The sequence below is a fragment of the Pseudomonas sp. Tri1 genome (genome assembly GCF_017968885.1).
Taxonomy (GTDB): Bacteria; Pseudomonadota; Gammaproteobacteria; order Pseudomonadales; family Pseudomonadaceae; genus Aquipseudomonas.
This window is the reverse complement of the sequence record NZ_CP072913.1, coordinates 3,546,815-3,572,553: the sequence shown is the minus strand read 5'-3', so window position 1 is coordinate 3,572,553 and position 25,739 is coordinate 3,546,815. Positions and strand designations below refer to the sequence as shown.

Below are 25,739 nucleotides of genomic sequence, written 5' to 3'. Positions count from 1 at the left end.
TGCTGTCACCGGGCAGACGACCGCAGAGTCGCCGCCCGGGCTTGTTCACATTGCTGCTGCCATAACGGACGACTTCTGTGGAGCGTCCGAACTCAATAACATCGCATCTGGAGCTAATGAATGAACGTTAAACGCATTGCCCTCAGGCTGGGCTTCGTCTCGCTGCTGGCTTTCGGCACAAGCCTGCAAGCCGCCGAAACATCGTTGCGTATCGGCATCGAGGCGGCTTACCCGCCATTCGCTTCGAAAACCCCGGACAACACCATTATCGGCTTTGACTACGACATCGGTCAGGCGTTGTGCGCCGAGATGAAGGTCCGCTGCGTCTGGCAGGAGCAGGAGTTCGACGGCTTGATTCCGGCACTCAAGGTGAAGAAGGTCGACGCGGTGATTTCGTCCATGTCCATCACCCCCGAGCGGTTGAAGTCGGTGGACTTCACCAACCGCTATTACCGCATCCCGGCGCGCCTGGTGTTTCGCAAGGGCAGCGGTATCAACGACATTCCGGCGCAGCTCAAAGGCAAGCGGATCGGCGTGCAGCGGGCGACCAACTTCGATCGCTACGTCACCGAGAAGTTTGCTCCGGCGGGCGCCGAGGTTATCCGCTATGGTTCGCAGAATGAAATATTCCTCGACCTGCTGGGCGGGCGCCTGGACGCGACCATGGCCAGTTCGGTGGTGATCGACGAAAGCCTGCTCAAGCGTCCGGAGGGCAAGGATTTCGAATTTGTCGGGCCCAATTTCACCGAGGAACAATACTTCGGCACGGGCATCGGCATTGCGGTGCGCAAGAATGATGCGCTGGCGAGCCGCTTCAATCAGGCGTTGGCGACCATTCGTGCCAACGGCACTTACGACAGGATCCGCCAGAAATACTTTGATTTCGATATCTACGGCGAGTAATCCTCGGCGGTGTTCTTCGGCCCGCAGGCATTGTCTTGTGGGCTGTCTTGCGAGCTCGTTGTTGCATAACACGGAGTGATCCATGAAAACCAAAGCGGTACTCACTGAGCAGGACGTTGAGCAATTGCTGGAGACGGCCAAGAAGTTGGCGCACCAGCATCAATGGGCGGTGTCGATCTGTGTGGTGGACGACGGCGGCCACCCCCTCGGGCTGTCGCGCCTGGACGATGCCTCGCCGTTATCGACTTATATCGCCACCGAAAAAGCCCGTACCGCCGCCATGGGCCGGCGCGACAGCAAGGTCTTCGAAGACATGATCAACGGCGGCCGCTACGCTTTCCTCAGCGCGCCGCACCTGCAAGGCATGCTCGAAGGCGGCGTGACCATTCGTCACGACGGCCAATGCATCGGCGCTATCGGTGTCTCCGGCGTCAAGGCCGAGCAGGATGCCGAACTGGCGCGGCTGTCGGTGGAGACCTGGGAGGGGGCTATCGCATCGGATGTCTGATTGACTCGACCTGTGGGAACGGGTTGCACAAATCTTCCAGACGTCATCGCCCACAGCGGTTAATCTGCCCCGAGCGGATAGACAAAACGAGACGGCTCATGACAGCGCGCAACTGGATCGATTTCAAACAGGACGCCACGTCCGGTATCGAGACCGTGCGCGCGCATTTCGAGGGGCATGCCTATGATCCCCATTGGCATGACACCTACCTGGTGGGCGTGACCGAGCAGGGCGTTCAGCAGTTTCATTGTCGCCGCCAGCAGCACAACAGCACGCCGGGCAAAGTGTTCCTGCTTGAGCCCGGCGAGCTGCATGACGGCAACGCCCCCCACGATCATGGGTTTACCTACCGCACGCTGTACCTGGAGCCCCACTGGCTGGAGCGCGAGTTGCGTTCCTTGTTCGACGTGGCGCCGGACAATGCCCAACTGGGGTTTGCCGCCACCCTGACCGACGATGCGCGGCTGGCGAGCGCCACGGCCAAGGCCTTCCAGAGCCTGCATGAGCAGGAGATCCGCATCGTGCGCCAGACCGCCCTGGACGCCTTGCTTGCCAACCTGACCCAACACTTGCACTGGCGGACACGGATCAACCCCGACCCACGCCTGCCGCTGGTCGCGCAACAAGCCCGGGATTACCTGCACAGCCACCTGAGCGACGATGTCGGACTGGACGACCTGGCGCGGGTGACCGGCGTGGATCGTTTCCGCTTGACCCGCGCGTTCAAGGCAGCGTTCGGCCTGGCGCCCCATGCCTATCTGATCCAGTTGCGCCTGGCCCGGGCCCGGCGTTTGCTGGCTCGTGGCGAGAGTGCCGTGGCGGTGGCGGCAATGCTCGGGTTCGCCGACCAAAGCCACCTGGGGCGCTGGTTCCAGCGCGCCTATCGCCTGAGCCCGGCGGACTATCGCAAGCGCTGCTCAATTGTTCCAGACTGACCACGGCTGCGTGGGGATGATCAAGCGATCGATCATTCAGCGAGACGTAGTTCAATGGACCAGTTACTGCCGTTTGCCTTGTTTGCTTTTGTCGCCTCCATTACCCCGGGCCCGACCAATATCCTGGTGCTGAGCCACAGTTCGCGCTTCGGCCTGGCAACCACCGTGCCGATCATCCTCGGTGCCTGCGCGGCTGCGGCCTTGTTGGTGCTTTTGGTCGGCACCGGGTTGGGGGACGTGCTGGCGCGCCATGCCACGATCCAGACGCTGCTCTCGTGGGCGGGCATCGCCTGGCTGAGCTGGATGGCCTGGCAGATTTTCAGCGCACCGGCCCAGGCCATCGATCCGTCCCAGCCGGTCGAGGGCCCGCGTCTGGGCTTGGCGGGGGCTGCCGGGTTGCAGTTGGTGAACCCGAAAACCTGGATGATGGCGTTGGCAGTGGTCAGCGTCTTCGCTGGCGCCGAAGCTGACCGTACTGTGCGGGTGCTCTGGCTGTCCCTGGCGTTTTTCGCCATTTCGATCCCGTGCATGACCGTCTGGGCCTACCTGGGCCGTGGCGCTGCACGGTTCTGCCGTTCGGCTGTGGCGATGGGGCGGTTCAATCGGGTCATGGCGGTGATGCTACTGGTATCGGCGTGGTTGACCTTGGTGGTCTGAGAAAAAGCAGGACGTTTGTGGCGAGGGATTTATCCCCGTTGGGGGGCGAAGCGCCCCCTGGAGGGCGAGCGCTTCGCCAAGCCTCGGTCTCTCGCCGGTCAGCTTTGCAAGTACACCGCATGGGTATGGGTGTACTCATACAGACCATGCTTGCCATCGGCCCCGCCAACCCCGGATTTGCGCACCCCGGCGTGAAAGCCTTGCATGGCTTCGAAGTTTTCGCGGTTCACATAGGTCTCGCCAAAGTCCAGACCCCGAATGGCGTGCATGGCCCGGCTCAGGTCGCGGGTGTAGACCGAAGAGGTCAGGCCGTAGTCGCAGTCGTTGGCCAGGGCTATGGCCTCGTCCAGGTCGTCGATGATCTGGATCGGCAACACCGGGCCAAAGATTTCCTCACGCATGATTTCCATCGAAGCATTGCAGCCGGCCAGTACCGTGGGCTGGAAGTGGAAACCGCTGGGGCGGCCCGCCACGCTGCCGCCGCTGATCAGGCTGGCGCCTTGGCTGAGGGCCTTTTTCACCTTGCGCTCGACGCTGTCCAGGCCCTGGCGGTTGATCAACGGGCCCATTTCTACGTCCGGCTCGGCCAGCGGGTCGCCATAGCGGGTGGCTGACATCGCCGCGCTAATGCGCTCGATGAATTGATCGGCGACCTTGCGTTCCACGTAGACCCGTTCGGCACAGTTGCAGACTTGCCCGGTGTTGATGATCCGCGAGTCGCGAATGGCTTTCACCGCCAGCTCCAGATCGGCGTCCGCCAGCACAATGGCCGGCGCCTTGCCGCCCAGTTCCAGGTTCAGCTTGGTGATGTTCGCCGCAGCCGAGGTCATGATTCGCGAGCCAGTGTCGACGCTGCCGGTGAAGCTGATCATGTCCACGCCTTTATGGCCGCTCAAGGCTGCGCCGACCTGGCCGTCGCCACACACGACATTGAACACGCCGGGCGGCAGGTCGGTCTCGGCCACCAATCGGGCGAATTCGAAGCAATTGTTCGGGGTTTCTTCGCTGGGCTTGATGACGATGGTGTTACCGGTCAGCAGCGCCGGGGCCATCTTGCGAGCGATCAAAAAGAACGGGAAATTCCACGGCAGGATCCCGGCCACCACGCCCAGAGGCTTGCGGAACAGGAAGATGTTTTCACCGGGACGGTCGCTGGTGATGATCTCGCCTTCGATGCGCCGGGCCCATTCGGCCATGTAGTCGAGGTAATCGGCGGTGAAATTCACCTCCACCTCGGCCAGGGCGCTGATCTTGCCTTGCTCAAGGGTGATGGTGCGTGCCAGGTGAGCGACGTTTTCTCGCAGTTTGGCGGCAATGCGCCGCAGGTGTCCGGCGCGTTCGATGGCCGGTTTGGCCGACCAGTCTTTCTGCGCGACGCGGGCGGCAGCCAGGGCCTGATCGATGTCGGCAGCGGTGGACGCGGGGACGCGGGACAACAGAGCCCCGGTGGCTGGGTTGAACACGTCCAGGTGTGCCTCGCTGCGAGTGAACTGGCCGTTGATGAAGTTCTGGAACACGGGAACGGATGACATGGCAGTGTCCTTCAATAAGTGCGCGAAGGCGCTTGAGCGGTGGCGGGTTCGCGATAGCGGGCGAGGGTGGCGAGAGCACTCTGGCGCAGCAGGCTGATGTCGATGGCCACGGCGATGAACTGACAGCCCCAACCCTGGTAGCGCCGGGCGTCCTCTTCGTTGGGCGCGAGGATGCCGCAGGCCTTGCCCGCCGCGAGGGTGGCGTTCACGGCGTGTCGGATGCGTTCCTGGACCTCGGGATGACCAGGGTTGCCTGCATGGCCGAGGCCGATGGACAGGTCGGCCGGGCCGATGAATACCGCGTCCACACCTTCGACAGCGGCGATCGCTTCGACATTGTCCGCGCCGATAAGCGATTCAACCTGGACGATCAGGCACAGCTGTTCATGGGCGCTGTTGAGGTAGTTCGCCACGCCATCCCAGCGGGTAGCGCGGGTCAGGCCGCCGCCCACGCCACGAATGCCGTGGGGCGGATAGCGCATGGCGCGCACCAGCGCCCGGGCTTGTTCAGCGGTTTCGACCATGGGAATCATCAGGGTCTGGGCGCCGATGTCCAACAGTTGCTTGATCAGGTTGGCTTCGCCGGTCACCGCCCGCACCACCGGTGCGGTGCCGTAGGGCGCCACGGCCTGGAGTTGGCTGAGCACGCTGGGCACGGTGTTGGGCGCGTGTTCGCCATCGATCAGCATCCAGTCGTAACCGGTGCCGGCAACGATTTCAGCGGCGTAACCGCTGGCGAAACCGGCCCAGATGCCGTACTGGGTGTCCTTTGAGGTCAGCGCGGCCTTGAAGGCGTTGCGGGGCATGTTCATGGCAGGCTCCTTTAGCGGTTATAAGGCCGGTGCAGTTGGCATTCCGGGTTCAGCGTCACGCCGAAGCCAGGCTGGTCGAGGACCGACAGGCGCATGCGGCCTTGCACTGGTACCGGCTCGCCCAGCAATTGCGGGTGGAACATCGGCACCACTTCGTCCGCCTTGGGCGCCATCATCAGGAACTCGGCGAACGGGCTGTTATGCCGGGTGGCGACGAAGTGGTAGCTGTAGACCGAGGAACCGTGGGGGATCACCAGCGCGTTATGGGCGTCGGCCAGGGCGGAGATTTTCACCAGCTCGGTGAGACCGCCGCACCAACCGACATCCGGCTGGATGATGTCGCAGCAACCCATTTCCAACAGCATGCGAAAGCCCCAACGGGTGGCTTCGTGTTCGCCGGTGGTCACCAGCATGCCCTTGGGTACGTTGTTGCGCAGTGCCGCGTAGCCCCAGTAGTCGTCGGGCGGCAGGGCTTCTTCGATCCATTTCAAACCGTGCGCATGGGCGCCGACTGCGAGTTTGGTGGCGTAGTTGAGGTCCAGGCTCATCCAGCAATCGAGCATCAGCCAGAAGTCCGGGCCGACCCGTTCGCGCATGGTCGCCAATGCCTCGAGGTTCTTGCGCAAGCCTTCCTCGCCTTCGGCCGGGCCGTGGTGCAGCGGCATCTTGCCGCCGATAAAGCCCATTTTTTGCGCCAGGTCCGGCCGGGCGCCGGTGGCGTAGAACTGCAACTCGTCGCGCACTGCGCCACCGAGCAATTGATGCACCGGCTCCTGGCGAATCTTGCCCAGCAAGTCCCAGAGCGCCAGGTCCACGCCGGAAATCGTGTTGATCACCAGGCCTTTGCGACCGTAGTACAGCGTCGATTGATACATCTGGTCCCAGATCTTTTCGATGTCGGTGACCCGGGCACCTTCGATGAAACGTGCCAGGTGTTTTTCAACGATGTAGGCCGCAGGCTCGCCGCCGGTGGTCACGGCAAAGCCGACGGTGCCGTCGCTGGCTTCGATTTCCACCACCAGGGTGCCGAGCACATTGATGCCGAAGCTACGGCGGCTCTGACGATAGTCCGGGTACTTGCTCATCGGCGTAGCGATGTGATCGTCGATCCAATGGCCGTCCGCCTGGTCGTGATAATCCGCGCCGCCGCCTCGCAGGACAAAGGCGCGGACGTGTTTGATCGTGGGGATACCCATGGTGCAGCTCCTTGAGTTAAACAGTGGCCGGTGTGTTCGAGGCGCGCTGGCCGGGCGAGTGGATGCCCAGTACCAGCAACGCGGCAATGACTGTGGTGCCGGCGAGCAGATAGAGGCCGGCGGCAGGGGAATGGAAGGCACCTTCGGCCCAGTTCTTCAGCACCGGGGCAATAAAGCCGCCGAGGGCACCGAAGGAGTTGATCAACGCGATGCCTGCCGCTGCGGCGCTACCGGCCAGGTAGCTGGACGGAAAGGTCCAGAACACCGGCTGTACGGCGATGAACCCGGAGGCGGCGAAGCACAGGGCAATGATGCCCAGCAGTGGGCTGGACACGCTCACCGAGCAGGCGATCCCGGCGGCCGCCATCAACAGGGTCAAGGCGGCGGTACGGCGGCGCTGGCCGCTGCGGTCGCTGTAGCCAGGGATCAGATAGGCCGCACACAGGGCGCAGATCCAGGGAATTGCGGTGACCAGCCCCACCATCAGCCCGATCTTGCTGCCCAGCAGCCCGCCCACCTGGGTCGGCAGGTAAAACACCACGCCGTAGACACTGGCCTGGATCAACAGGTAAATCAGGCACAGGTACAGTACTGATGGCTGGCACAGCACGCTGAGCAGGCTGCGGCCATGGGATTGCTTGTGTTGATCCTCGGCATCGAGCAGGTCCTGGACCTGGCGGCGTTCCTCGAGCGAGAGCCATTTCGCATCGGCCGGACGATTGTCCAGATACCAGTAGGCCCACACGCCGACCGCCGAAGCCATCAGGCCTTCCACGGCGAACAGCCATTGCCAGCCGTGAACACCGGCGAAGCCGTCCAGTTCCAACAACAGCCCTGATAGCGGGCTGCCGAAAATGAATGCCAGCGGCGCACCAAAATAGAAAAAGCCCATGGCCTTGCCCCGGGCCGCCGAAGGGAACCAATAGGTGAGGTAGAGAATCACCCCGGGGAAGAATCCGGCTTCGGCCACGCCCAGCAAGAAGCGCAGCACGTAGAAACTGGTTTCGTTGTGGGCAAAGACCATGGCCGCCGACACCAGGCCCCAGGTGACCATGATCCGGCACATCCACAAGCGGGCACCGACGCGGTGCAGGATCAGGTTGCTGGGCACTTCCAGCAGCGCGTAACCGGCGAAGAACACGCCGGCACCAAATGCGAATGCGGCGTCGCCGATACCGGTGTCGGCCTGGAAGGCTTGTTTGGCGAAGCCGACATTGGCCCGGTCGAGAAAAGCCATGATGTACATCAGCAGCAGGAAGGGCAGCAGGCGCCAGGAAATCTTGGCCAGTACAGACGCAGGAAGAGTCTTCATCGCGGGAGTCCTTTAGCAGGTATTTGTTCTTATGGGCTGGACTGTACGGCCGGCGATCGATACGTTACAAATCGAATCTCGCTAACAAGTGATACCTTCAAGGTATCGATAATCCGAGGCTCATCGATGACCGATCCCGCGCTGTCCCGCAGCCTGTTCAACCGCCTGCGCTACAAACACCTGCACATGCTGGTGGCCCTGAGCGCCAGCCAGAACCTGCATCGCGCCTCCCAGAGCTTGAATATGTCGCAACCGGCGGCAACCCGGATGCTGCACGAAATCGAAGACATGTTCGGTTGCGACCTGTTTGAGCGCTTGCCGCGTGGCATGCGTCCGACCGCCCTGGGACAGGAGCTGATTCGCTTTGCCGAGTCAGCCCTCAGTGGCCTGGACCGTTGTGCCGAAGACCTGTTGGCCCGTCAGCAAGGTGGTTACGGTTACCTGTCCATCGGCACCATCATGGGCGCCGCGCCGGACCTGGTGATGGACTCCATCGCCCGCATCAAGGCCCTCAACCCGCAATTGCGGATCCGCATCATGGGCGATACCAGCGACCAGGTGATCCAGCTACTGGAACAAGGTCGTATCGACCTGGCCATCGCCCGGCGCAACGCGGCCACCGACAGTGAACACTACGATTTCGAACAACTGGGCAATGAGCGTTTGCTGGTGGTAGTCCATGCCGGCCACCCGTTGGCCCGGCGCAAAAAACTGGCCCTGGCCGAACTGGTCAGCGACTGGCCATGGATCCTGCAGCCGGAAACCAGCCCGGCACGCATCGGTCTCGATCAGGCGCTGCAACGCCTGGCGCTGCCGACGCCGGCGGACATCATCGAATGCAGTTCGGTGTATTCCATGCAGCAACTGATTCAATTGACCGACGCAATCATGGTGCTCTCGGAAACCGCTTTGCGCGATTACCTGAAGATGGGCCTGGTGGTCGCGCTGCCGGTGGCGCTGGATGTGCAATTGGCGCCGTTCGGGATGTTGCGGCGCAAGGGCGAACCGGTGAGCCGGGAGTTGGGCTTGTTCATTGATTTGCTGCGTAGCAAGGCCGCGTTGTGAGGGGCAGGAAAAACACCGGCAATGGCGTGCTGCGCGGCAACCCCTCGCAACAGTCTGACGGTTTCAAAAAACCATCGTTTTGGGGAGCATCGACGACGCCAACGTTTGGCGAGCTGTAAATTTCAAATGCCCAATCGACCCCAAGGAAGGAGGTCCATCATGTCCACTCTCGATACCCATATCGAGTTCATCCAGGCCCGACTGCCCGTCTGGCTGAAACGTGCCTCGCGGATCCACCAGGAGCGTTTCAAGGCCTTTACCAAGCAATTGCAGCGCGACAGCGACGCGCTCAACGCGCTACTGATCGACCTGCCGGCACCGGAAACTTTCACGCGCGACTTGCTGCAGGCCCGGCCGCAAATACAGGCCTGGCGCCTGGTGAATGGCACCGGCAGCGTTGCGGATGCGCTACGGCGGGCCAGGGTCAAGCGTGACCCTTTCGGCACTTCGCTATCGGTGGTCGAAGCGGCCATGCGCAACTATCCTCCCGCCGATGCCGTCACTGGCGGCGCTTTGGATAAAAACGGCGAGCTGTTCATCAAGGGCAAGCCTGGAGAGTTTTACCGCTGGGGGGAGCCGTCAGACACCACGGCACTGCCCATGACCCCAGCCACTTTCGCACGTCTGTGTCGGGAGCTGGATGCAGGCGGTACTTATCAGCGCCTGCTCAAGCAGCGACTGCCACAGATTCGCAACGAGGTCCCGGTTGTCGCCGACGCCTACATCAAGTACGCACGCAGCCTGCTCACCTATGACGCCTACGAGGCGAAGCTGGATGGGCGCCTGGATGAAATCGGTGAGCGGTTGCTGGCCCATGTCGGGGTGCAACTCAACGCTCACCCGGTCAAATCCCTGGCCTGTGAGGTCAAGGCACTGGAGGTGCTGTCGGTGCCACTATTTGGCGCCCGGGTGTACTGGGGATTGGAAGGGGACGCCAAAGGCGTTCGTCCGGTCGTCTTGCACATGCCCCATGACATTGTGGCACCAATCAAGCAATTCCCCAGCTTGCAGGCCATGGCCGCGCAGTTGATCGAACGGCTGCGCAGACGGCGTTATCGCGAGAGCCTGATGCGCTACTTCCCGGTACGTCTGCAGGCCCGGCTCGGCGATGCCCTGCATGATCAAGTGGAGTGGGAGATAACGGACAACCTCAATATTTTCCAGGAAATCCACGCCCGGATCGTGGGCTGGAGAGAGGGTGAGCTTGGCGAGGATGGCAACCCCCGGCGCATTCGAGTGCCTGCGCCCCATGTGCCCTGGACCCTGGGTGATGTGCGTGAAAATCACTGGGACGATCGCTATCACGAATGGCGAACCCACACCTTGGCCAATGCCTCGGCGCTGATGGTTTCCACCAAGGATCAGGATTGGCAGGCGCTGCTGGCTCGCCTCGAATACTGGGAAAGTCTCGCCGAGCGTTCCCTGATGCTCGCCGTCAGTTTCATCCCGTTCTGCGCACCTGTCGGGATGGCTGCGGCGGCGGTGGGCGGGGTGCGCCTGGTGTATGAGTTCTTCGAAGGCATCCAGGCGTTCAACGAAGGTCACGCGCAAGAAGGCATCGATCACATCTTCAACGTCCTGTTCGGGGTCGCTCAAGGGGCCTATCTGGGTTTTATCGGCGGGGCTGTCGAACCCATGCCGGTGCGTGACGGTACGACGCGCCTGTGGAATGGCGATGTCAGGCCTTTCCAAGCACGGCGCTTGCCACCCCTTGAGGCCGAGCAGGATGCCTGGGGGGTATGGCGCACAACGGACGAGGCATGGGTGCAGATCGAGGGCCGTTATTTCGAGGTGCAGGGCAGAGCCGATGCCTTGGGCCTGCGACTACCCACCGACCATCGTGGCGTAACGCCGATCATGGAGTGGAACCGTGCCCGCGGCTGGCAGTGGGCGCACCGCAACCCGTTGCAGCGCAGCAATCTGGAGCTGCTGCGTAGCTTTGTCGAGACGCCGGCCGAACTGGACGACCCTTCGATCCTTGCCCTGCAGCGGCAGGTGGGTATCAGCGAGACGCATCTGCGCTACCTGCAAGTGAACGGGCAGCCGATGCCGGCCATATTCGCCGATGCCCTGAGTGAAGCACGGGATTGGCAATGGGTGCAGCAAACCATTGGGCGTCTGCGCGGCGGCGAAGCGCCAGGCAACATGCACGTTCGAATCACTCAGACCCTCGTGGATCTGCCGGGTTGGCCCGAGACGGTGACGCTGCGCTATCACGATGGGGTGCAGTTTCACTCGATGGGTGACACGGCGGCTACGCGCTTTCTCGATCTGAACCAGGCTGATCTGGCGCACGATGGCTGGGCGAGTCGCATCCTGGCCGGCCTGAGCGTGAGCGAGCAACGGACACTGCTGGGGCAAAGCCCCCTCGGCCTGCGTCCGGTGGAGATCAGTCGGTTGTTGGCTGGCCGCTGGGCTATTCACCTGGAACGCAATGTTACCCACGTGACCGCCGCCATGGCCCGGTCCACCGGGCTCGATCCGTTCGCCGTTCCCGTGGCTCGGGCCTTCCCCGGCCTGCCGGAATCCATGGCCAACGAGCTTGCCAGCCAGGCTCAAGGCGAGGACCTGGTGCGCCTGCGTGCCGGCCGGGTGACGGGAAGCCTGGGTAAACAGTGCGCAGAGGCCCTGACCGAGCTGCGCCTGACACGTACGTTACGTGCTTTGGAGCGCGGAGAAAGCAGCGCCGATCGAGACCGCGTTGTCATGGGCTTGCTGGGCAATATGGCCCCATTGCGCGGCCGGTTGCGCCTGCGCCTGGTGTCGAGCGAACTGGCCAGCCCGTTGGAAGTGGGGGAAGAGGGGCCTTTGAAAGTCATTCGCCAGGACGGCGGGCAGTACCAGGCCTTTGACGAACAGGGCAACGAACTGGGCGCGGGGTTGAGCCTGGAAGAGGCGCTGCTAAGCGCAATGCCGGACGAGGCTCGCAAGGCGCTGGGATTCAACATTTGGGAGGCGGCCAGGCTTCGCAAGGCGCTGCTGGGGCAAGCCCTTGACGATCGGCAAGGGCTGCGTGCGTTCCTGCTCCTCAAGCGCCTGGACAGCGGCGCACAAGGCCCGCAATGGCAGAATGGACGCTTGGGTTATCCGCTCAGCGGGCGTGGAAAACTGCCGTTGCAGGGCTGGCGCCACAACCTGGAGGGACGTCTTGAGCGACTCTATCCTCACTATGCCGGGGATGCCCTCGCGGGGCTTCAGCGCAGCCTGACCGATCAGGCCGCGCGTGAAGGCCTCAGCCTGAACCAGTTGGTCAGCCGGCTGAGCAATGAATGGGCGACGCTCGATGAAGGGTTGCGCCAGTGGGAAGTCCATGAGGGCGTTCATCACCCGGTGGAGGGTCGCTACAGCCGAGAGGATATCCTGGCGAATCGTCGCGGCGTAGCGAACGAAATCCGCCGCGCCTGGCGGCGTGAACCCGATCCGCGCAGGGAAGACAGCGAGTTGACATTGCGTCTGTCGGGGTGGGACATCGGCAGGCTCCCTACGATCCACGCGCGTTTCACCCATATCGAAACCCTGACGTTGTCTCACATGGGTTTGAGTGAGGATCCCTCGGACTTCCTGCGGTTGTTTCCCAATATCGAAATGCTGCGCCTGCACGGTAACAACTTCACCGCCGTACCCGTGGCGGCGGGCGAGTTTCGCAATCTGCTGGAGCTGGCATTGGGTAAAAATCCACTCAACATGAACGCGGATGTATTTGTCCCCCTGATTGGTGCCAATCGCGCCCCCAAGCTGCGGGTCCTGCACCTTTCCGAGATAACTGGCGGCGCGGAGCCTGGCGCCGAGGCCAACATGGTCGCAGCCATCGGCCGCCTGGCTGAGCTGCCTGCCCTGCGTGAACTGGTATGGTCCGATAACCTGAACTTCACTGCCCAGGAACTGCTGGCCATCACTGCTTTACCCGGTCTGGAAGGGCTGGATCTGGTTCGCTGTGGCTTGCGCCTGGATGAAGAGGGCAGTGCCTTCCTGCGCACCGCCACAGGCTTGAAAGAACTGCGCCTGAGTGGCAACAATTGTCGCGAATTGCCGAACCTGTCGGAGCTCGCAGCCCTGGAAGAGCTGGAACTGGCCTACGCAGGCTTGGATCGGGTGCCGACGATGGCCTTGACGCTGATATCCAGGCCTTCATCCGAGCCGATCTTCCTCGATCTCAAGGGCAACCGCATCAGCAATATTCAAGATGACCTGCTTCCCGCGCTTGCCAGCATGCCAAGCAGTAACACCCTTGGTTTATGGCTTGAAGACAATCCACTACCAAGTGTCCAGATCAACGCTCTTCGCGCCCTGGACCGTGAGGCTTTTCGCTACACGGTCGATGACTGGCTGGATGACCTCCCTGATCTGAAGAAAACACTGGAAGTGGCCCGGGACGATGCCGGGGGGCGGCGTTTCATTGACTGGTTTTCCGGTCTCATTCGCGACGTCGATGCCAGTGAACCGAACGGGCTGGCGCTGGGATATCGTCAGCGCGCCGCGGGCATCCTGCAGTACTACACCGGGTACTCAAATCTCTATGCCGACCTGTTCATTCGAATAGCCGATTTTGACCAGCAACTGGCGCAACTGCGCACACGCCTGCAAGCGCGCGTGCTGGACAGGCAAACGCCAGACGTCTCTGAGCTGGAGGTGCACTTCTTGATGTTCGAGTCCGTCCAGCGTGCCCGCCTCGATCCGCAGGGCGTGCCTTTTGCGCGGTTCCTGGGCACCCAGCACGAGTATTGGAACCGGGTGCTGAGCAACCTCTATCCGGAGCTATCGCAGCGCCGGGCGGCCACGACCCGGGAGGGTTTCATCAATTGGCTCAGCGACGCCCAGGACACCTTCAACAGCAATGATCAGACGCCCCGCGTAGGGGAGTTGGCCTGGCGCCCCTACCTGGGGTTGATGTCCCGCGATTGGCTCGAAGGCCTGGCGACCTGGGACACGGTGGAAGACAACCTGGTGGATGCCTTCAGCGAACCCGTGGATCCATCCCACTGGCCCCAGGTGCTGTTAGATAACCTGAGGCAACCTGCCAGCGACCTGCCCAGTGCCCTGGAGTCGGTCACTCTACCCAACGGCATAGTCTGGCAGCGGGTGAGACTGGAAGCCGTGGCGGATGTGGATTGGGCCGCAGGTGAGCCGGTGATGCTCACTGAAGACCAATTGCGCCGGACCATGGCCATCTACCGTTCCGTCAAAAGCCGAGAGGTTGAAGCCCTGGCAAGGCGGATAACCACCGAATTGGTCACCCCTTGGTGGTCGCTGCGACGGCAATAGCCACGGGAAGCAGTTGCTCGGCTAGCGCCGATCGATCGTTCCCACGCTCCTGCGCGGGAACGCCGCCAGGGACGCTCCGCGTTCCGTTTCTGGAAGATGACGCAGAGCGTGGGAGCGCTCCAAAGATTCCCCTAGCGGGAGCAAGCCTTCTCACCATACTGGAACACCAACGCCTTCAGGCCACATTGCATGTCGGCATCGGGAAATTCCGGCGGATTGGCCAAACGTTGTTCGAACTTCAAGCCAGGTGCTTCACGGGTGACGCCGTCGATGAGAAATTCCGGACCGGTGGCCGGGTCGTTGCTGCAGGCCAGGACTGTGCCATCGGCGCTCAGCAGTTCCGGCAGGCGGCGCAGGACGCGTTGGTAATCCTTGGTCAGCAGGAAGCTGCCTTTCTGGAACGTAGGCGGATCGATGATCACCAGGTCATAGGGCCCGCTGTTGATCACCTTGCCCCAGGATTTGAACAAGTCGTGGCCGAGGAAACTCACCTGACTCAAGTCATGGCCGTTCAAGCGATGGTTGTCGCGGCCACGACTCAGGGCCGCGCGGGACATGTCCAGGTTCACCACATGCTGCGCTCCGCCGGCGATGGCCGTCACCGAAAAACCGCAGGTGTAGGCGAACAGGTTCAACACGCGCTTGCCACTGGCATGGGCCCGCACCCAGTCGCGGCCGTAGCGCATATCCAGGAACAGGCCGTTGTTCTGTTTTTTGCCCAGGTCGATACGGTAACGCAGGCCACCTTCGGTCAGGGTCCACTCGTCAATCGGCTCGCCCACCAGCCACTGGGTCAGGCTTTGCGGTAAGTAGCGGTGCTGCACGGCCAGCGTATGGGCGCTGCTGTGTTGCCAGGCAGGCGAAGAGGTGAGTGCCAGCAGCATCGCCATCAAGTCGTTCAACTGCGCCTGTTCCGGTTCTTTGAACAACGAGACCAGCACAACGCCCTGGAGCCAGTCGACGGTGATCTGTTCCAGCCCTGGCCAGCAGCGACCGCGACCATGGAACAGGCGACGGGATTCTTCAGGTACCGACGCAAGGGCTGTCAGTAAATGAGTCTGCAGGGTTTGAACGGCTTCAGGGTTCATCAGGCGCGGCCAGCAATTCGAAAGGCCGGCATTTTAACCGCAGTGTGACCCGACGCAATCTCTGTGGCGAGGGCGCTTGCTCCCGCTGGCAGCGAAGCTGCCCCAGGGGCCAGGCTACGCAAGCGTTCTGCCGCCGATGCTAGCCGCCACTGCTAGCAAGAATACTGGCAACCTGTTGCGGCTGGCAGTTGAGGTACGCTGAGCGCTTGAGCCAACTCGGGTCCGGGTACCAGGAAAACATGAATTGGCCACCCTTGAGCTTGTCGATCACCTGTCGCGCCACCTGAGGGCGTACAGCCGGGCAGCCCTGACTGCGTCCGATACGCCCTTGGCGCACGCTCCATAAGGGGTTCACGTAGTCGGCGGCATGGATCACGATCGCCCGATCACGAGCCTGGTCATTGAAACCCGGTTCCAGACCGTCCATGCGCAGCGAATAGCCGTGGGTGCCCTGATAACTTTCCTGGGTGCGAAACAGGCCCAGGCTGGACTGGTAGCTGCCCAGGCGATTGGAAAATTGCGTGGCGAAGTTTTCCCCGGATTTCTGCCCGTGGGCCACCAGGTCGCGCAATACCAGCTTCTTCTGGCGCAGGTCGAAGATCCACAGTCGACGGGCCGTGGAGGGTTGCGAGTAGTCGATTACCGCCAGGTGGCGGGCCTGAGTGGCGCCATTGGCGACAGCGCATTGCATGGCGCTCAAGGCACTTTTCAAGGCCTGGGGATTGAGTTCCGGCGCTGCGTGGGCGAGGCTGTTGTAAAGAAGTTGAGAATTGGCCTTTTCGGCCAGTGCCGGGCCACACATTACGCCAAGGCCGGTCATGACCAGGCCAAGTCGGCGCAAAAACCTCAGCACGGATGAAATATTCCAATGGTGATATTGGTGTGCGGCATCCCGTCCGGTGTTGTTTGTATGCATGATGGCGGGTCGTACCTGTCGCAAAGTTTGACCGTCAACGAGACGGCCATGGATTGGAGTAAAGCAGTTGTTCAAAAAGTCCGCATGTTACCTGAGCCTTTTATTGCTCACTGCGCCATTGGTCGCGACGGCCGAAGACGTTTCGGTCGGCGAACCGGCTCCTGTGCAGGTTGCGTTGGCGCAGCTGTCGGTTGCCTGCCCGGAACTGGCTGCCCGTGTCGACTTTCCGACGATGATGAGCTTGCAGGCGTTTTATCAGCAAAACGCAGGCCAGGCGGTCTGGTCGGACGACGAGCGACTGATGGCGTTGCGGGCCCAATTGCAACAACTGGCCGATGATGGACTGGATCCCTCGCGCTACAGTTTGCCGGCTGCAGGCACCTCCCAGAGCGCGGCGTGTGTCGATATCGACATCAGCCAGCGCTACCTGCAAGCCTTGTACGAGCTGCGTTTCGGCTATTTACCCCAGGACCGCCTGGAACCGATATGGAAGGCCAGCCCGCAGCCGCAAGACCGTCACGCCGCCGTGCTGGCCATCGCCGGACAGGGCCTGCAGAACCTGGCCGGGGCCTTTGAACAGGCGCGGCCGAACCTGGCGCTTTATCGCAACCTGCGTGGCCTCTACGCCCGGCTACGGCAACAGCCCTTGTCTGACTGGCAGCCAGTGCCTGGCGGTCCGCTGTTGCAACCGGACAAGCAGGATGCGCGCGTACCGGCCCTGGCCCAGCGACTGTTCAATGAAGGTTACCTGAGCGCACCGCCGCTCATCGACGACGAGCATTACAGCACCACGCTTGTCGAAGCGATGAAGAGCTTCCAGCTCCAGCATTCGCTCCAAGCCGACGGTGTGGTGGGCCCGTGGACCGTCACCGAGCTGAACGTCAGCCCGGCCATGCGCCGTGAACAGTTGCGCATCAACCTCGAACGCATGCGCTGGCTGGCCCAGGACCTGGAGCCCGACAGTGTGCTGGTCAACGTGGCGGCGGCGCAGTTGACGGTGTACCAGGGGGGCGCGCCGGTCTGGCAAACCCGCACCCAGGTCGGCCGTGCGCAACGGCAAACGCCGCTGATCAAGTCCCGGGTCACCCGGCTGACGCTCAACCCGACCTGGACGGTTCCCCCGACCATCATGCGGGAAGACAAACTGCCCGAGATTCGCCGCGATCCGGAGTTTCTCAACCGACAGAACCTGAAGATCCTCGACCGCGATGGCCTGCCGCTGCAGGCCTCGGATATCGACTGGGAGCATCCGGGCGACCTCATGCTGCGCCAGGATCCCGGTCCGAAGAACCCGTTGGGTAAAATGGCGATCCGCTTTCCCAACCCGTTTTCCGTGTACCTGCATGACACGCCAAGCCAGGCACTGTTCGTCAAAGGCCCCCGCGCGTTCAGTTCAGGCTGCGTGCGGATCGAACAAGTCATGCACTTGCGCGACCTGCTGGTGAGCCCGGCCGAACGGGCACGTACCGACACGCTGCTGGCTACTGAGTTGACCCATGAGTTCAGGTTGGCCAGGCCTGTGCCGATTCTGCTGGGGTATTGGACGGTGCAGGCGGACAACCAGGGCCAGCCCGTGTACATCCCCGATATCTATGGGCGCGATCCGACGCTGTCTGCTGCTCACGCTCGTGCACTCTGAGGTCAGGCGCAGGTGGCAGCGCCTTGGACCGGGTCCATCGCCTCAACCGTCGCGAACAACCGCTGGCCGATGACGCTGGCGGTTTCCAGGTGCAGAGCCGGATCAAGGGTTTCCGATTCGAGCAACCGCTGAGAGCTCACCACCCGAGCACCGCAGTAATCGAAGATGCCATGGTCGATTTGGGTGGTCATTGCCTTGCCATAGCCGTGACGTAGAAAGGTGTCGGCATCGGCGCCACCGACTGCCACCAGGTGCACCTGCAAGCGCTGCAGCTTTTTGACAAACGGCCGGTCGGGACTGAAATCGAATGCCCAGCCGTTGGAAAATACCCGGTCGATCCAGCCCTTGAGCAAGGCCGGCATCGACCACCAATAAATCGGATAGACCAACACCAGCGCGTCGGCACGCTCGATCCTGGCTTGCTCAGCCAATACATCGGCAGGCGGCGACGCCTCACGGTGGTGGACAGCGTGGTCGGCAAAGCCGAAACGCGGATCGAAGCCCTCGCCAGCCAGGTCGGCTATCTCGAACGTATTGGCGGGGTTGGCTTGGGTGATGCCCTCGGCGATTTTTCTGGCAAGGCTGTGGGTGAGGGCGCGAGGGTCGTGGTGGGCGACAACGATGAGTGAATGCATGACAAAACTCCTGCTGGTCACGAAGACCGGAAAACCGGTATTCTGGATTAAGTTACCTTTAGTAAGTTACGGTTGGTAAAGTTAGCATGTCAAGCATCGGAGAAAATTCGCAACCTCCTTCCACGCCTCGTCGACGCCTGTCGCGAGAAGACCGGCAACGGCAATTGCTCGACGTTGCCTGGCGGCTGGTGCGCGAGGAGGGCAGCGAAGCCCTGACCCTGGCGCGGCTGGCGGAACAGGCCGGGGTGACCAAACCCATCGTCTATGACCATTTCGTCAGCCGTTCCGGGTTGCTGGCGGCGTTGTATCAGGATTTCGACGCCCGCCAGACCGCACTGATGGACGCCGCCCTCGACGCGAGCGAGGCGACGTTGCCAGGCCGCGCTACGGTGATTGCTGCGTCCTATGTCGAATGCGTGCTGTTGCAGGGCCGAGAGATTCCGGGGGTGATCGCTGCGTTGACCAGCTCCCCGGAACTGGAGCGGATCAAGCGGGAATACGAGGCTGTTTTCCTGGACAAATGCCGAGCGGTGCTGGAACCGTTCGCAGGCCCAAGGGGCATCACCCAGGCCGGTTTGCGGGCGATGCTGGGCGCGGCGGAGGCACTGTCTAACGCGGCGGCCAGCGGGGAAATCAGTGCCGCCGAGGCCAAGGAAGAGCTTTTTGTGAGCATCGTTGCGATGGTCGATCGAACCGCCAATATCGCTGCAAACTGACCCACCGCTATCGCCGAGCAGGCTCGCTCCCACACAGGGAGCTGTCGTGAATTCCAATCCTGGGTCACCTGCAAGCCTGCACTTTTATGAAGCCAAGGCGGGAGGCGCGCACCATGGGAAGGCAATCGTCAGCGCTTGGAAGCTGGAGCCTGGAGCGTGTTTGCGTGGCTGACTGAGCGGGCGTCTTCGCGGGCAAGCCCGCTCCCACAGGGATTTTCGCTGGCGGCAAGGTCTGGGTAGCCCAGTGGAATCGGGGGTATAGGTGCGGCTTGGCACGCTCGCTGCAAGAGACTACCCAGGCCCACCGTGAACACAATCGAGTGGGCAACCCCGTCGGTCAACGAAGATCGAGCGCCAGCAGGCCGGGGAATAACGGTAGGTCAGGGCGCAGTCGCCGGACCGATACCGCACAGAACAGGCAAAGACGCCTGGAACCGCAAGGTTTCAGGCGTCTTTTTTTTTGCTTTCAAAATCGTGATGGGCTTTTGTCGGGTGCTTTTTATGAATTCCAACGATGCTTCTCTGAACAAGCTGCAAACGCTGATCGTGATCGGCAATGGCATGGTCGGCCATCACTGTGTCGAGCAACTGATCGAGCGCGGTGCCCTCAATCACTACCGTCTTCATGTGTTCAGCGAAGAGCCAATGCGCGCCTATGACCGCGTGCATCTGTCCGAGTACTTCTCTGGCCGTGACGCCGAGTCCCTGGCCCTCGGTGAAGCTTCGCTGTACCAGATGCCGGGTGTCACGTTGCACTTGGGTGTGCCGGTGTTGGAAATCGACCGTCAGGCGCGTCATGTCGTCACTGCCCGAGACCGCATCAGCTACGACAAACTGGTGCTCGCCACCGGCTCCTACCCGTTCGTGCCGCCGATTGAAGGCGCTGAAGGTGACTCCTGCCTGGTCTATCGCACTCTTGAAGACCTGGACGCGATCCGCGCCGCCGCCGGCAACGCCCGCCGTGGCGTGGTGGTTGGCGGTGGCCTGCTGGGCCTGGAAGCGGCCAATGCGCTCAAGACCCTCGGCCTGGAAGCCCATGTGGTGGAATTCGCCCCCCGGCTGATGCCGGTGCAATTGGACCCGCAGGGCGGTTTGGCCCTCAAGGCCCGCATCGAGAAGCTAGGCGTCGGTGTACACCTGTCCAAGGGTACCCAATCCATCAGCGCCGGTGAGCAGTACCGCTACCGGATGAACTTCGCCGCCGACGATTTCCTGGAAACCGACCTCATCGTGTTTTCCGCCGGTATCCGCGCCCAGGATGCCTTGGCCCGCCAGAGCGATTTGCAGATCGGCCCGCGCGGCGGCGTGGTGATCGATGACCATTGCCTGAGCAGCGACCCGGACATCTACGCCATCGGTGAGTGCGCGGCCTGGAACGGCAGCATCTTCGGCCTGGTCGCACCGGGTTACCAGATGGCCCGCAATGTTGCCGCCCGGCTGTGCGGCGAAAGCGCCGAGCCGTTCACTGGCGCGGACATGTCCACCAAGCTCAAGCTGCTGGGCGTGGACGTCGGCTCCATCGGCGATGCCCATGGCAACACGCCGGGTTCGCGCAGCTTCCAATTCATCGACGAAACCAGTGCCAGCTACCGGCGACTGGTGGTGGACGCCGCCGGCAAACGGGTGATCGGTGCGGTACTGGTGGGCGACAACAGCTACTACGACACCTTGCTGCAATACATGCAGAACGGCATCGCCTTGCCCAAGGACGCCGCCAGCCTGATCCTGCCATCGTCCGAAGGCGCCCCGACGCTGGGCCCGGCAGCGCTGCCTCAGGCGGCAACCATTTGCTCGTGCCATAACGTCACCAAGGGGTCGATCTGCTCAGCCATCGACGGTGGCTGCACCGATCTGGGCCAACTCAAATGCGACACCAAGGCCGGCACCGGTTGCGGTGGTTGCGCCGCCCTGGTCAAGCAGGTCTTCGAACATGAACTGATCGCCCGTGGTGTCAGCGTCGACAAGAGCCTGTGCGAACACTTCGCCTACACCCGTCAGGAGCTGTATGCCCTGGTGCGGGTGGAAGGGATCATCAGCTTCGAAGAATTGCTGGCCAAGCACGGTCGCGGCCACACCGGTTGCGACCTGTGCAAACCGGCGGTGGGCTCGATCCTGGCGTCGTGCTGGAACCAGCCGATCATGGAGCCGTCCCTGGTGGCGTTGCAGGATACCAACGACACCTTCATGGCGAACATGCAGAAAAACGGTACCTATTCGGTGGTGCCGCGGATCGCCGGCGGGGAAATTACCGCCGACAAATTGATCGCCATCGGCGTGGTCGCCAAGAAATACGACCTCTATACCAAGATCACCGGCGGCCAACGCATCGACCTGTTCGGCGCCCAGTTGCATCAGTTGCCGGACATCTGGGCCGAGCTGATCGAAGCCGGTTTCGAAACCGGCCACGCCTACGGCAAATCGACTCGCACGGTGAAATCCTGCGTGGGCAGCACCTGGTGCCGCTATGGCGTGCAGGACAGTGTGCAAATGGCCCTGACCATTGAGGATCGCTACAAAGGTTTGCGCTCACCCCACAAGCTCAAGTTCGCGGTGTCCGGTTGCACCCGCGAGTGCGCCGAGGCCCAGAGCAAGGACGTCGGCGTGATCGCCACCGAGAAGGGCTGGAACCTCTACGTGGCCGGTAACGGCGGCATGCGCCCGCGGCACGCCGAGCTGTTTGCCACCGACCTGGATGACGCCACCTTGATCCGCTACATCGATCGCTTCCTGATGTTCTACATCCGCACCGCCGACAAGTTGCAACGCACCTCGGTCTGGCGCGAAAGCCTGGAAGGCGGCCTGGATTACCTCAAGGACGTGATCATCAACGACAGCCTGGGCCTGGGGGCCGAGCTCGAAGTCCAGATGCAGCTGGTGGTCGACCGCTACGAATGCGAATGGGCCAACGCCCTCAAGGATCCGGAAAAACTCAAGCGTTTCCGTACCTTCGTCAACGACAAGCGCGGCGATCCGGACGTTCATTTCGTTCGCGAACGCGGCCAGCGCCGGCCGGTTCACGCCGGCGAACTTCACCTGATTCCCGTCACCGAGGAGGTGCTCTGATGAGCCAGTCAAACGTCGTTCGTATTCCCACCCGTTCTGCGGACCAGGAACCGCTGCAATGGCTTGCCCTGTGCCGCCGCGAGGACCTGGTGCCCAATTCCGGCGTGGTCGCCTGGCACGACGGCAGCCAGGTGGCGCTGCTGTACCTGCCCGAACATCAGGAAAAGCCGCTGTACGCCATCGACAACCGCGATCCCAAGTCGGGCGCGAACGTCATAGGCCGGGGCTTGTTGGGCAGCATCAAGGGTGACCTGGTGATTGCTTCACCGATGTACAAACAGCACTTCCGCCTGGAGGACGGCCATTGCCTGGAGTATCCGGAACAGCGTCTGCGGGTGTGGCCGGTGCGCTTGAATGGTGATGTGGTTGAGATTGGCCAAGACTGATCCGCACCTGCGAGCAAGTTGAAAACTGCATGAAAACCTTTGGGAGCGAGCTTGCTCGCAATGGCGGTGTATCAGTCAACAACAATGCTGCTGATCCAACGCTATCGCGAGCAAGCCCGCTCCCACAGGGGACGTTTTAACTGACAGGCATGATGTTCACACATGCTTTTAGCTGAATGTGGGGATTAACAATGAAAACCGCCGCTCAACTGGTGAAACTCAAAAGCGTGCAGAACCAGCAGGTCCACAGCATCGCGCCGGAACAGACGGTGCTCGAAGCGCTGCAAATCATGGCCGAGAAAAACGTTGGCGCGCTGCCGGTGATCGAAGACGGCCAGGTAGTGGGCGTGTTCAGTGAGCGGGATTACGCGCGCAAGATGGTGCTGCAAGGGCGCTCCTCGGTAGGCACTGCGGTACGCACGATCATGAGCGCGCCGGTGGTCACCGCCGACAGCCAGCAGAGCATCGAGCGCTGCATGGAGGTCATGACCGACAGCCACCTGCGGCACCTGCCGGTGCTGGATAACGGGCAGTTGATCGGCTTGCTGTCCATTGGTGACCTGGTGAAAGAGGCGATTGTCGAGCAGGCGGATTTGATTCGACAACTGGAGCACTACATTCGCGGGCACTGACACCGCAAGCTCGCCACAAGATCGCGCACGACGTCAGTGCTTAGCCCAACGCCAACAACTGCCGGATCAGATTCGGCGTACTGCCGGTCCAGCGCTTGAACGCGCGACGGAAGTTCGCCGTATCGTTGAAATTCAAATACTGCGCCACTTCCTCGTTACTGAACCCCTTGACCTGATACAGGTGCAACGCAACGTGGGTATGCACCCGGTCCACCTGTTGCTGGAACCCGGTGTGGTGCTTGTGCAGCTTGCGCTTGAGGGTCGCCGGGCTCATGGCGAAGGCCTGGGCGGTCTGTTCCAGGCTTGGCGTCTGCTGCACATGGGCGTGCAAGTGGTCGTAGATGCAATCCAGAAAACTTGAAGCAAAACCCAGTAGATCGAGCTGTTCCCGGGCTTCGATTCGCGCCACCTGGCCAGCGGTGGCCGACACGTTGGGCCAAGGCCGGGCGAGGCAGTGGCGGGGTAGGCGCATCAGGTCCAGCGGTCGGTTGAACTGAGTCTGCTCACCCAGGTGCACCCAATACTGCTCGACATAACGCGGCTCGGCATGGCGAAAGCTGCATTGCCAAGGCAAGCGTTCGCCGCTCAGCCAGGTGCTCATCGCCACCAGTGAGGTCACGCTGGCCTCCAGCACGAAGCGCCATTGCTCATCGGCCCCGCAGCTGTCCAGCCAATGAACGTAGGCATACTGCTCGTCCAGCAACAGCCGTGGTGCGGCCAACGGGCTGAGCAAGGCCTGTTGGTCGATCAGCGTGTCCAACGCCTGATGCAGATTCTGCGCGTGGCGCAAGGCGTGGCTGGCGGGTCCGTAGTGCCCCGGCAACAGCCGTTGGCCGAACAGGAAGCTGCTGTCGTCGGCGTCCAGCAGGCGCTGGCTGTTGTCGACCAGGCCAAGAAACTGCTGCGGGCTGATGCGGCTCTGCCCGGCCAGGATGTCGTCGTGGAACAACCCGGTGCCGCGCAGCAGGCGATGGCTGTCGATGTCCCGCGACAGCGCCAGGTCGATCAGCGCGGCAGGCTGATAATGCCCGGGGATGAAGCGACTGTCGGCTTCGTACCAGCACGTCTTGAGTGTCATGGACCGGCCTCAGGCGCTCTTCGCCAGCGTGGACCGGGACTGGGCCAGGGCCAGGTTGAGGCGTTTGAGCAAGGCTTCGGGGGATTCGTCGAACGCCATCACCACTGCGGTGCTGGCGGCCAGTCGCAACCGCTCGCCGTGTTGCCGGGTCTTGTGGGCCAGGCTGCGAATCGCCACCTCCAGCTCCAACGCCAGGCGCTGGGCCTGACTTTCGCCGGTGTCGGGCAGTAGCACCACAAAGCGATCACCGGCCAGGCGGCAAAGCAAATCCTGGCGACGCAGGTTCAGCACCAGCAATTGGCTGACCGCCTGCAGCACGGCATCGCCTTCACCATGGCCGAAACGCTGGTTGATGGCGGTGAAGTTATCCAGGTCCAGGGCCAGCAGCGACAGCGGTTGCTGACGGCGGCGACTGTCTTGCAGGCTGGCGGACAGTTCATGCTTGAGAAAGTCGGCGCCACCCAACGGCGTGAGCTTGTCGAACAAACGGTGCTCGCGGAACAATCGTTCGCGCTTCTCCATCTGCCCGTTGATTGCCAGCTGTTCCCGGTGCCAGTGATAGATGCCCAGGGTCAGCAGGATCATGCCCACCGGCATTGGCCCGGATTCGAGCCAGTGGTCCCAGGTGATGCTCTCGGGCAGGCGGATGAATTCGTCGAGGCTGTCGATCCACCAGGAAAAGAAGATGCAACCCAGGCCCAGGATCAGGTAGTTGGTGACCCGCCCGGCGGGGCGGCTTTTGAGTACCAGGCCAAGCCAGACCAGCGCCAGCAGCGCCGATCCGCCTTCGCCGAGAATATCCAGCCAGACCCACTGCGCAATGGGTTTGAGTTCACCGCTGGCCAGGTACAGCATCAACCCGAGGTTGGCCGCCAGCAGGAGCAGGGCGAGTTTGAGGCGGTGCGGGCGCAGCACGGAGAACATGGCCGGAATCCTTTACCAGAAGCGGAATGCGGCCCAGCACAGCAGATGAATGTGACAGTGCCGTGACGACGGCCGAATGGCTGGGGGAGGTCGAATCAGCTCATCCATTGTCAGCACTTTTCATTTTTTCTGATCGTTGCCACGCTCTGCGTGGGCATGCATCCCGTGACGTTCTGCGTCACATCCCAGAAGCGGAACGCGCAGCGTCCCTGGCGACATTCCCACGCTGGAGCGAGGGGACGATCGATCTCATTGAGGCGGGGGGATTCTATCTGTTGCCACAATGAGATCGGTTGCTGGTTGTCTGCGCGGTTCGAAACAGGTCATTTCAGCTCATTCCGGCTCGCCAGCGCCCTAAATCAGCCTATTACAGCCTCCACGGCCAAACCCTGTCACAGAACCGTCATTCCCCACCCCTAGCTTGCCCTCCCAGTTGCCGGGCCATTGCCTGGCGGATATTCGGATTCCTGGGGGAGGACC

At 62.1% G+C, this 25,739-nt stretch carries 20 protein-coding genes; 11 read left to right on the top strand and 9 right to left on the bottom strand.

The genetic code is table 11. The annotated features are described in order from the left end of the window. Nucleotides 1-120 precede the first annotated feature (120 nt). From J9870_RS15145 to J9870_RS15130, 4 genes are all read left to right on the top strand, one after another. A complete protein-coding gene (locus J9870_RS15145) occupies nt 121-903 on the top strand; it encodes an ABC transporter substrate-binding protein (protein ID WP_210638825.1) in 783 nt (260 codons plus the stop codon). A gap of 82 nt (nt 904-985) precedes the next feature. Next, on the top strand, nt 986-1,411 hold the full coding sequence (locus J9870_RS15140; protein WP_210638824.1) for a heme-binding protein: 426 nt from the start codon (nt 986-988) through the stop codon (nt 1,409-1,411). 98 nt (nt 1,412-1,509) lie between these two features. After that, nucleotides 1,510-2,346 (top strand): AraC family transcriptional regulator, encoded by an 837-nt coding sequence (locus J9870_RS15135; RefSeq protein WP_210638823.1) that lies wholly within the window; start codon nt 1,510-1,512, stop codon nt 2,344-2,346. A 54-nt stretch (nt 2,347-2,400) separates the two neighbouring features. After that, entirely contained in the window at nt 2,401-3,003 is a 603-nt protein-coding gene (locus tag J9870_RS15130; RefSeq protein ID WP_210638822.1) for a LysE family translocator, read from the top strand. Nucleotides 3,004-3,101: 98 nt separating this feature from the next. Here J9870_RS15130 and aldA read toward each other — a convergent pair whose 3' ends face one another. From aldA to J9870_RS15110, 4 genes are read right to left on the bottom strand one after another with little or no spacing between them, the layout of a single operon-like run. Beyond that, a complete protein-coding gene (gene aldA, locus J9870_RS15125) occupies nt 3,102-4,535 on the bottom strand; it encodes an aldehyde dehydrogenase (protein ID WP_210638821.1) in 1,434 nt (477 codons plus the stop codon). Nucleotides 4,536-4,546: 11 nt separating this feature from the next. Beyond that, nucleotides 4,547-5,347 carry an HpcH/HpaI aldolase/citrate lyase family protein gene (locus J9870_RS15120; protein ID WP_210638820.1) on the bottom strand — a complete coding sequence of 267 codons (801 nt, stop codon included), beginning with the start codon at nt 5,345-5,347 and terminating at the stop codon, nt 4,547-4,549. Nucleotides 5,348-5,358: 11 nt separating this feature from the next. Next, a complete protein-coding gene (rhmD, locus tag J9870_RS15115) occupies nt 5,359-6,543 on the bottom strand; it encodes an L-rhamnonate dehydratase (protein ID WP_210638819.1) in 1,185 nt (394 codons plus the stop codon). 16 nt (nt 6,544-6,559) lie between these two features. After that, on the bottom strand, nt 6,560-7,855 hold the full coding sequence (locus tag J9870_RS15110) for an MFS transporter (protein WP_210638818.1): 1,296 nt from the start codon (nt 7,853-7,855) through the stop codon (nt 6,560-6,562). Between the two features lie 126 nt (nt 7,856-7,981). Between J9870_RS15110 and J9870_RS15105 the strand changes: the two genes are divergently transcribed. Together J9870_RS15105 and J9870_RS15100 are read left to right on the top strand one after the other, a co-directional pair. Beyond that, a complete protein-coding gene (locus J9870_RS15105; RefSeq protein ID WP_210638817.1) occupies nt 7,982-8,920 on the top strand; it encodes a LysR family transcriptional regulator in 939 nt (312 codons plus the stop codon). Nucleotides 8,921-9,079: 159 nt separating this feature from the next. Then, the gene (locus J9870_RS15100) at nt 9,080-14,182 is read left to right on the top strand and encodes a leucine-rich repeat domain-containing protein (protein ID WP_210638816.1); all 5,103 of its coding nucleotides are present in this window, start codon (nt 9,080-9,082) and stop codon (nt 14,180-14,182) included. A 131-nt stretch (nt 14,183-14,313) separates the two neighbouring features. Here J9870_RS15100 and J9870_RS15095 read toward each other — a convergent pair whose 3' ends face one another. Together J9870_RS15095 and J9870_RS15090 are read right to left on the bottom strand one after the other, a co-directional pair. Beyond that, complete coding sequence (locus J9870_RS15095) at nt 14,314-15,270, bottom strand: class I SAM-dependent methyltransferase (RefSeq protein ID WP_210638815.1); 957 nt, start codon at nt 15,268-15,270, stop codon at nt 14,314-14,316. A 139-nt stretch (nt 15,271-15,409) separates the two neighbouring features. Next, entirely contained in the window at nt 15,410-16,123 is a 714-nt protein-coding gene (locus tag J9870_RS15090) for a murein L,D-transpeptidase catalytic domain family protein (protein WP_210645293.1), read from the bottom strand. A 130-nt stretch (nt 16,124-16,253) separates the two neighbouring features. Here J9870_RS15090 and J9870_RS15085 point away from each other — a divergent pair, with 130 nt between their 5' ends. Beyond that, the gene (locus J9870_RS15085) at nt 16,254-17,825 is read left to right on the top strand and encodes a L,D-transpeptidase family protein (protein WP_210638814.1); all 1,572 of its coding nucleotides are present in this window, start codon (nt 16,254-16,256) and stop codon (nt 17,823-17,825) included. 2 nt (nt 17,826-17,827) lie between these two features. Here the strand turns inward: J9870_RS15085 and J9870_RS15080 are convergent, their stop codons facing one another. Continuing rightward, nucleotides 17,828-18,460: an NAD(P)H-dependent oxidoreductase gene (locus J9870_RS15080; RefSeq protein WP_210638813.1), complete on the bottom strand. Its 633-nt coding sequence runs from the start codon at nt 18,458-18,460 to the stop codon at nt 17,828-17,830. An 86-nt stretch (nt 18,461-18,546) separates the two neighbouring features. On the opposite strand from J9870_RS15080, the gene J9870_RS15075 reads away from it, so the two are divergent. The 4 genes from J9870_RS15075 (at nt 18,547) to J9870_RS15060 (ending at nt 23,257) form a co-directional block, all read left to right on the top strand. Then, on the top strand, nt 18,547-19,176 hold the full coding sequence (locus J9870_RS15075) for a TetR/AcrR family transcriptional regulator (protein WP_210638812.1): 630 nt from the start codon (nt 18,547-18,549) through the stop codon (nt 19,174-19,176). A 501-nt stretch (nt 19,177-19,677) separates the two neighbouring features. Then, entirely contained in the window at nt 19,678-22,239 is a 2,562-nt protein-coding gene (gene nirB / locus J9870_RS15070; protein ID WP_210638811.1) for a nitrite reductase large subunit NirB, read from the top strand. After that, the gene (gene nirD, locus J9870_RS15065; protein ID WP_210638810.1) at nt 22,239-22,625 is read left to right on the top strand and encodes a nitrite reductase small subunit NirD; all 387 of its coding nucleotides are present in this window, start codon (nt 22,239-22,241) and stop codon (nt 22,623-22,625) included. The genes nirB and nirD overlap by 1 nt, the downstream gene beginning before the upstream one ends. A 191-nt stretch (nt 22,626-22,816) precedes the next feature. Then, complete coding sequence (locus J9870_RS15060; RefSeq protein ID WP_210638809.1) at nt 22,817-23,257, top strand: CBS domain-containing protein; 441 nt, start codon at nt 22,817-22,819, stop codon at nt 23,255-23,257. A gap of 40 nt (nt 23,258-23,297) precedes the next feature. Here the strand turns inward: J9870_RS15060 and J9870_RS15055 are convergent, their stop codons facing one another. Both J9870_RS15055 and J9870_RS15050 read right to left on the bottom strand, forming a co-directional pair. Beyond that, nucleotides 23,298-24,335, bottom strand: a complete 1,038-nt coding sequence (locus J9870_RS15055) for an AraC family transcriptional regulator (protein WP_210638808.1) — start codon at nt 24,333-24,335, stop codon at nt 23,298-23,300. 9 nt (nt 24,336-24,344) lie between these two features. Beyond that, nucleotides 24,345-25,259 carry a GGDEF domain-containing protein gene (locus J9870_RS15050; RefSeq protein WP_210638807.1) on the bottom strand — a complete coding sequence of 305 codons (915 nt, stop codon included), beginning with the start codon at nt 25,257-25,259 and terminating at the stop codon, nt 24,345-24,347. Nucleotides 25,260-25,739 lie beyond the last annotated feature (480 nt).